The 3,254-nt window shown below is 63.5% G+C and carries 4 protein-coding genes and 2 tRNA genes; 4 read left to right on the top strand and 2 right to left on the bottom strand.

What is annotated here, in order from left to right; genetic code table 11:
- The 3 genes from EN879_RS29350 to rbsK all read left to right on the top strand — a co-directional run.
- A partial coding sequence (locus EN879_RS29350; protein ID WP_127274424.1) for a TOBE domain-containing protein occupies positions 1–762 on the top strand: 762 nt, incomplete at its 5' end.
- A 21-nt stretch (positions 763–783) separates the two neighbouring features.
- Positions 784–1,236, top strand: coding sequence for an RbsD/FucU family protein (locus EN879_RS29345; protein WP_027162392.1), 453 nt, complete (start codon positions 784–786; stop codon positions 1,234–1,236).
- A 4-nt stretch (positions 1,237–1,240) separates the two neighbouring features.
- Positions 1,241–2,170, top strand: a complete 930-nt coding sequence (gene rbsK, locus EN879_RS29340; RefSeq protein ID WP_063167793.1) for a ribokinase — start codon at positions 1,241–1,243, stop codon at positions 2,168–2,170.
- A 145-nt stretch (positions 2,171–2,315) separates the two neighbouring features.
- Here the strand turns inward: rbsK and EN879_RS29335 are convergent.
- Positions 2,316–2,392: transfer RNA gene (locus tag EN879_RS29335), tRNA-Asp, on the bottom strand.
- A 216-nt stretch (positions 2,393–2,608) separates the two neighbouring features.
- Between EN879_RS29335 and EN879_RS29330 the strand changes: the two genes are divergently transcribed.
- Positions 2,609–2,684 (top strand) — tRNA-Val (locus EN879_RS29330).
- Here EN879_RS29330 and EN879_RS29325 read toward each other — a convergent pair.
- Positions 2,672–3,254 (bottom strand): GNAT family N-acetyltransferase (locus EN879_RS29325; RefSeq protein WP_164774648.1); only part of this gene is annotated, 583 nt, incomplete at its 5' end. The two genes, EN879_RS29330 and EN879_RS29325, sit on opposite strands and share 13 nt — an antisense overlap.

The following is a 3,254-nucleotide window of genomic DNA, read 5'->3' as shown; positions in this document are numbered from 1 at the left end:
CTAAAGCTCAGGAAAACCGATCCGGCCGTGGTCGCCGAGCGGGTCAAGCGCGCCGCCGACATCCTCGACCTCAATCCCTATCTGAAGCGCTATCCCCGCCAGCTTTCCGGCGGGCAGCGCCAGCGCGTGGCCATGGGCCGCGCCATCGTGCGCAATCCGCAGGTGTTCCTGTTCGACGAGCCGCTGTCCAATCTCGACGCCAAGCTGCGCGTGCAGATGCGCACCGAGATCAAGGAACTGCACCAGAGGCTGAAGACCACCACCATCTACGTCACCCACGACCAGATCGAGGCCATGACCATGGCCGACAAGATCGTTGTCATGCGCGACGGCCGCATCGAGCAGGTCGGCGCGCCGCTGGAACTGTTCGACCGCCCGGCCAACCTGTTTGTCGCCGGCTTCATCGGCTCGCCTTCGATGAACCTGCTCAAGGGCACCATGCGCAAGGGCGACAAGCCCGGTGTCGACATCGCAGGCACGCTGTTCCCGATCGGATCGGGCAATGCCGCGCAGGACGGTCAAGCGGTCGTCTATGGCGTGCGACCGGAGCACCTCGAGATCCATCCCGACGGCGTGCCGGCGAAGATTTCGGTGGTCGAGCCGACCGGCTCGGAAACGCTGGTGTTCCTGCGCTTCGGCGAAGGCGAGATGGTGGCGCTGTTTCGCGAGCGCCACGACTTCAAGCCGGGCGATACGCTGAAGCTGAAGCCAAGGCTCGACCAGATCCATCTTTTCGACGCAGAGACCGGCAAGCGTCTCTGATCCCAACTCACGAGGAATACCATGCTCAAAGGCATCAACCCGCTGCTCAATGCCGACGTGCTGCAGGCATTGCGGGCAATGGGGCATGGCGATGATCTGATCATCGCCGACACCAATTTTCCGTCCGATTCGGTGGCGCGCCAGACGGCGCTCGGCCGCGTGCTGCGCATCGATGCCTCGGCCGCGCAAGTGGTCAAGGCGGTGCTGTCGCTCTACCCGCTCGACACGTTCGTCGACGATTCGGCCGCGCGCATGGAAATCGTCGGCAAGCCGGACGAGATTCCTGCAGTGCAGAAGGAAGTGCAGAAGGAAGTCGATAAGGCCGAGGGCAAGTCGTGGCCGATGATCGCGGTCGAGCGCTACGCCTTCTACGAGCGCGCCAAACAAGCCTATTGTGTCATCCAGACCGGCGAACGCCGCTTCTATGGCTGCTTCGCCTTCCGCAAGGGCGTCGTGCCGCCGGATGCGGAGTAGCGGCATGGCTTCGGGCAAGCCGGTCGTCATATTGGGTGTGTTCGTCGCCGACACCGCCTACAGGGCGCAGCGGCAGCCGCGCATGGGCGAAACGATCCTCGGCACATCCTTCACGCTGGGTCCCGGCGGCAAGGGCTCGAACCAGGCGGTGGCCGCCGGCAAGCTCGGCGCCGACGTCACCTTCCTCACCCGCCTCGGCGTAGACCCCTTCGCCGACATGGCCAGGCAGACCTGGACGCAGGCGGGCGTCAAGGATGCCGTCATCGACACGCCGGAAAGCTACACCGGCGCGGCCTACATCTTCGTCGAGGAGACCACCGGCAACAACGCCATCATCGTCAGCCCCGGTGCTGCCATGCTGATCTCTCCAGCCGATATCGAAGCCAATGCCGCATTGATCAGCAATGCCGGCGTCTTTGTCACGCAGCTCGAACAGCCGATCGAAGCAGCCATGCGGGCGTTGGAGATCGCGCGTGGGGCAGGGGTGACGACGATCCTCAATCCGGCCCCTGCGGCAAAGCTTCCCGACCGCATCTACACGCTCTGCGACTACTTCACACCCAACGAGACCGAGACGGAGGAACTGACCGGGATGAAGGTGTCCTCGGTCGACGAGGCGCGAGCCGCTGCGGACAGTCTGCTCGAAAAGGGCGTCGGCACAGTCATCGTCACGCTCGGCGACAAGGGCGCGCTTTTGCACTCGAAAAATCGCTCCGACCATGTTCCAGCCGTCAGTGCCGGCCCGGTGGTCGAAACCACGGGGGCAGGCGATGCCTTCAATGGCGGGCTTGCGGCAGCACTTTCGAGGGGCGTGGAACCGCTGCAGGCGGTGCGCTTCGCTTGCGCCGTCGCCGGAATCTCGGTGACCCGGCCAGGGACTGCGCCATCCATGCCGACGCTGCAGGAGGTCGAGGCGCTGCTGGCGAGAGGATGATCTTGCGCGGCAAGACGTCTGCACGGGCCGAACGGACCTGAGTGACCTCAGGTCTCTTGGACCTCAGGTCTCTTGCAAGACAACATTTTTGACAATCAATGTCGACATTTCTCCAAAGCCAAGGGCTTGATACCCTTGAGAGAAATGGCGCGAGTGACGGGGCTCGAACCCGCGACCTCCGGCGTGACAGGCCGGCACTCTAACCAACTGAGCTACACCCGCGCATGGCGAACACGTGTCAGCCGTGTTCGTCGTTGGGGCGCTGGATAAGGGGTTCGCCACCGGGTGTCAAGCGCACCAAACCATCATAACAGCAAACAGGAGAAGGTTTTTTGACAGCCGGCGTTTTGTTGGCAAAACCGGCATCCAACCAGGGCGTCCTGCGCTCATTTGGCCTTGCGAAGCGGACCCTGACCGCTTAAAGGTCCGGCCCGGAGCGGGCGATTAGCTCAGTTGGTAGAGCGCTTCGTTTACACCGAAGATGTCGGCGGTTCGAGCCCGTCATCGCCCACCATTCACACGATCTCCGGTGCGCACGATCTCCGGTGCGGTTGTCAGCCGTTTGGCGACATAGATGCTGTGGTCCGGCAATCCCGGCTCCCGCAACACCGCGAATCCGATGGCCCTGTAGAAGCGCAGCGCGTTGTGATTGTCCGGCATCACTTCGAGGCAAAGCCCGCGTGAACCGAGCGCGGCGAGCCTTTGCTCGAGAAAAGCCATCGCCCGCCGGCCGATGCCTTTGCCACGCGCTTGCGACAAAAGGTCGATATGACCGTGCGAAGGGTAGGCAGCCAGGGCCGGCGGAATGGTGAAGTCGCGATGATGGATCTGGTGGCGAGCCCAGTCGCTGCCGCTCCAGCGTGCGCGGTCGGGTCCGGGATCGGTCACCTGCGCGCGAAGGCGCGGATACCACTTTGCTGCCAGGCCTGCATTGAAAGCCTTTGTGTCTTTTGCACCCAGCAGATAGCCCGCGGCGCCCGTTGGCCCATCGACGATGAAAGCGAGGTCGGGCTCCAGCACCTGGTAGGGGATGGTGTAGATCTGGCCCAACAGATCCGGAGCGTCTTCGCGACCGGTTGCATCC

Source organism: Mesorhizobium sp. M7A.F.Ca.AU.002.02.1.1 (genome assembly GCF_003998535.1).
Classification (GTDB): Bacteria; Pseudomonadota; Alphaproteobacteria; order Rhizobiales; family Rhizobiaceae; genus Mesorhizobium; species Mesorhizobium ciceri.
Note: the sequence above shows the minus strand (reverse complement) of the source record. Positions and strands in the feature narration are given on the sequence as shown.